This is a genomic window from Sporosarcina sp. GW1-11, assembly GCF_033088395.1.
Lineage (GTDB): Bacteria > Bacillota > Bacilli > Bacillales_A > Planococcaceae > Sporosarcina.
This window is the reverse complement of sequence record NZ_JAPMIW010000014.1, coordinates 1-3,752: the sequence shown is the minus strand read 5'-3', so window position 1 is coordinate 3,752 and position 3,752 is coordinate 1. Positions and strand designations below refer to the sequence as shown.

Below are 3,752 nucleotides of genomic sequence, written 5' to 3'. Positions count from 1 at the left end.
ATTTCAGGTGGCGATCACTGTATCGAACATGGTTGTTACGTAGTAGATAATCATTGCGTACGGACCATTCATTCGGAAATGAACGCATTATTGCAATGTGCAAAGTATGGCATACCCGTTGCAGGTGCCACAATCTATGTGACACATTTCCCTTGTCTACAGTGTAGTAAAGCATTGATTCAAGCGGGAATTGAACGCGTCAACTATGCGGAAGACTACCGCAACAGTGATTATGCGATCGAGTTGTTTGCGAAAGCAGGTGTAATCATAGAAAAAGTTCCGTTTGATAATCGTTCGATAGACTTCGCGAGTGAGGAGAAATTTGCATTGTTCGGTGATATGCTAACGAAAATGCAAGCACTCGGCGCAAATGATGAAGAACTGGATGCCCTTTCGCAAAGGGTGAATCATTTATTTGGCAATTAATCCGATCGATACGATGGATGTATATAGCGATTCCTATAGCGATTTCTGCATTTGCAGCTGAGCTTTCAGGGTCGCTTTTATTACTTAACTTACTATTCCTCATACCATTTTACTTTCTACGAAAAGACTATCTTCATCTCTTTCTTTGCACTATAATTGTAGGTCTCTCCTTTTTTTATTTCTCTAGTAAACCAACTACTCTCCCTGACAGTTCTTCTATTGTTACCTTTGTTTGGCATGACCAAGTGAAAATTGATGGAGCGATAGTGAAAGGCTTCGCGCGCACTTCAGACGGCATGGTAGTCTATATGATGTATGCGCTCGAATCTGAACGTCAAAAAGAATTATTCCAATCGATTAATTTAGCGACTTACCAATTTACAGCAGAAGTCATGCAGAAAGAAATGGAACCAGCCGCACATGATTACGCGTTTGATATGGCACGCTATTTGCGGATGAACGGTGCTGCAGGCATTCTTGAAATTACAAAAATTCAAACCAATGAACGATTAGCTACGATTCGTTCTCGTTTGTCTCACTACCGCTCTAGCATTAAACAGCATATTGGAAGTCATTTTCCGATTTCGCTCGTTACGGAAGCAGAGGCGTTACTAATTGGTGACCGTACGGGAATGGATCTGTCGTTGCAAGCAGAGTATCGAACGCTTGGTATTACCCATTTATTTGCGATTTCCGGCTTGCATGTTGGACTACTGACTTTTTTCATTCGGGCTATCTTACTGCGTATCGGTTTTCGTAAAGAATGGGTCACATATTGCTTGTTGTTCTTTTTGCCGCTTTACGCTTGCATTGCGGGTGGTGCGCCTTCTGTTTGGCGGGCGGTGACTGTGACTATGATTTTACTGTTGTCGGTTTCCGGAAATCTTCGGCTGCGGTTAGATGATGCGTTAGCGATGAGTGCCATGCTGTTTATTATTTCACAGCCGTATATCGTTTTTCAGCCTGGCTTTCAATTATCCTATTTAGCAGCTTTTTCACTGCTATATTCATCTGCTATTTTGCGTGATGCTTCAACGAGTTTGCGTGTGTCGTTTCTAGTGACTGTCATAACGCAAATCGCACTCTATCCAATATTGCTATACCACTTTTATGAATTGTCGCTATCCTCATTCATTGCCAATTTGTTTTACGTACCGTTGTATTCAGTTGTCATTTTGCCAGCGAATATACTTTTGCTTGCTTGTAGTTATCTAGCACCTCCACTCGCACAAATTTTGTTTTTCATCTATGAACCGATTCGGCAGTGGATTGGGAGTATGACGTCATGGCTTGCTTCGTTGCCTTATCAACTATGGACACCAGGGCAACCGGATGGGTGGGGTGCGACATTCGCTGTCATCGGTATTTTAATCTTCTTCGTTTGCCTTGAAAGGAAGAAGTCGATTGTCCTCGGTATTGTCTGTCTTCTACTGCCAGCGCTCTACTTGGAAATCAAGCCGGTGTTGCATCGAGATGTTATTGTTTCATATGTGGACGTCGGGCAAGGGGATAGCACGATTATTGAACTACCTTTTCGCAAAGCAGTCTACGTCATCGATACAGGAGGTGTCGTTCATTTCGGTGAAAAGAATTGGAAAACATCTGATCGGCCGTTTGAAGTCGGCCGTAATATTGTGGTGCCTTATTTAAAAGCAAAAGGCATTACGACAATTGATCGCTTGATCATCACGCATGACGATGCGGATCATATGGAAGGTGCGGATGAAGTGTTGGAAGAGTTGCGAGTAAAGGAAATTAATGCCCCGCCAGGAAGCGAACAAGGGAAGTCTATGGTCGATGTCTTGCGTTTAGCACAGCAACAAAAGATTCCTTTTCGATTAGTGGGAGAAGGTGAACATTGGTCCCTAAGTGGCTATCAATTTCAATACGTTGCACCTGAAGGGAATCGCTATGAAGGCAATGATAGTTCATTAGTGCTTGTAATGGCGAATGGAAAGTTGACTTGTGTCTTTCCGGGAGATTTAGAAATGGATGGCGAACGTAGGATGTTAAGTCGTTATCAGACAACAGACTTCGGACGAGTTATTTTAAAGGCAGGTCACCATGGTAGTAAAACGTCTAGCACAGAAGAATTTGTGCGTTTCCTGAAACCTGAACAGGTCCTCATCTCAGCGGGTCGAAACAGCAGATACGGTCATCCTCATCCAGAAGTCATAGAGCGTTTTAAAGGACACAATATTCCGTATTTATCTACGGCAGTAAATGGCACTATTGAGCTTCGTCTAAAAGGCGATTCCTACACGATTTCGTCCTCCAGATAATGTCCCAACAAAGCAAATAGACACAGCCGTATATAAACGGTTGTGTCTATTTTATCCGATATTGATTAGCGGGCAACGATATCGATGATCGTAGCAATAACAAAAATTAAAGAAAAACCGATAAACGCTACACCAAAGCCAATGCCTGAGTCAATCGCATCATTACGTTTTGATTGAACATCATGTTCAAATTCATTCATTGCTACACCTCCTAATTCCATACTAAGTATAGATGAAAGTGAGCGAAAAATCCATAAAAATCGCAGTTTAATGCATCTTCCATGAACGATGACACAATTTGTTCAAAGTCTAGCGCTGTCCGATGGCTCCTGCAATGAGACAGAAAGGAAGTAAGTGCCATAGTTTTTGACGTTAGTAAGGAATTCAGTAAGTTCTAGACACATCAATCCGCTTCTGTATATGGTGAAGTAATTCATCACTGAACTCACTGCGGCGCTGGCGGATGGCTCCCGCAATAAGCCAGAAAGGAAGAGCACCTTTCTGTCTCATCGCTCCGCTTACCGCTTGTAAGGCGCCTTCGTTTGATGTAGGGAAATAAGTGGTATAGTACGTTGAAATTAGTAAGAATTCAGTAAGTTCAAGACACATCAATCCGCTTCTGTATGTAGTGAAGTAATTCATAACTGAACTCACTGCGGCGCTTGCGGATGGCTCCCGCAATGAGCCAGAAAGTAAGTGCACCTATCTGTCTTATTGCTCCGCCTACCGCTTGTAAGGCGCCTTCGTTTCGTTAGGAAAATAAATAGCATAGTACATTGAAGTTGAAAGGTTTAATTCGGTAAGTGCCAAAGCCCACTAAAACTACATTGTACTCACCAGCGAAGGCACAACTGCGGGGTCGGCCGAAGCCATGAGACAGCTAGCGTTCTTTGCTAGTTGGCTCATGGCGGGAGGCAATCCCCCACGTGCCGAAGCGGTGATAGGAAACCGACCGTTACTAACTTCAGTAACATAAAAAAAGTCGAGCTACGACACATGACTAACTAGTAGTAAGTCCTAGACACATCAATACGCTACTGTATA

General features: G+C 43.0%; 4 protein-coding genes. 2 read left to right on the top strand and 2 right to left on the bottom strand.

The features are described from left to right. Together ORD22_RS09935 and ORD22_RS09930 are read left to right on the top strand one after the other, a co-directional pair. On the top strand, nucleotides 1-426 hold a 426-nt coding region (locus tag ORD22_RS09935), incomplete at its 5' end, for a deaminase (protein WP_317645807.1). Between the two features lie 245 nt (nucleotides 427-671). Continuing rightward, nucleotides 672-2,708, top strand: a complete 2,037-nt coding sequence (locus tag ORD22_RS09930; RefSeq protein ID WP_317645806.1) for a DNA internalization-related competence protein ComEC/Rec2 — start codon at nucleotides 672-674, stop codon at nucleotides 2,706-2,708. A gap of 65 nt (nucleotides 2,709-2,773) precedes the next feature. On the opposite strand, the gene ORD22_RS09925 is transcribed toward ORD22_RS09930, so the two are convergent. Then, the gene (locus ORD22_RS09925) at nucleotides 2,774-2,908 is read right to left on the bottom strand and encodes a YqzM family protein (protein WP_099687387.1); all 135 of its coding nucleotides are present in this window, start codon (nucleotides 2,906-2,908) and stop codon (nucleotides 2,774-2,776) included. A gap of 184 nt (nucleotides 2,909-3,092) precedes the next feature. Further along, nucleotides 3,093-3,218 (bottom strand): hypothetical protein, encoded by a 126-nt coding sequence (locus ORD22_RS09920; protein WP_317645805.1) that lies wholly within the window; start codon nucleotides 3,216-3,218, stop codon nucleotides 3,093-3,095. Between the last annotated feature and the right edge of the window lie 534 nt (nucleotides 3,219-3,752).

Bases quoted from the DNA above. Each gene is read 5' to 3' on its own strand.
- ORD22_RS09925 (WP_099687387.1), bottom strand. From the start codon at position 2,908: ATGAATGAATTTGAACATGATGTTCAATCAAAACGTAATGATGCGATT.
- ORD22_RS09920 (WP_317645805.1), bottom strand. From the start codon at position 3,218: ATGAGACAGAAAGGTGCTCTTCCTTTCTGGCTTATTGCGGGAGCCATC.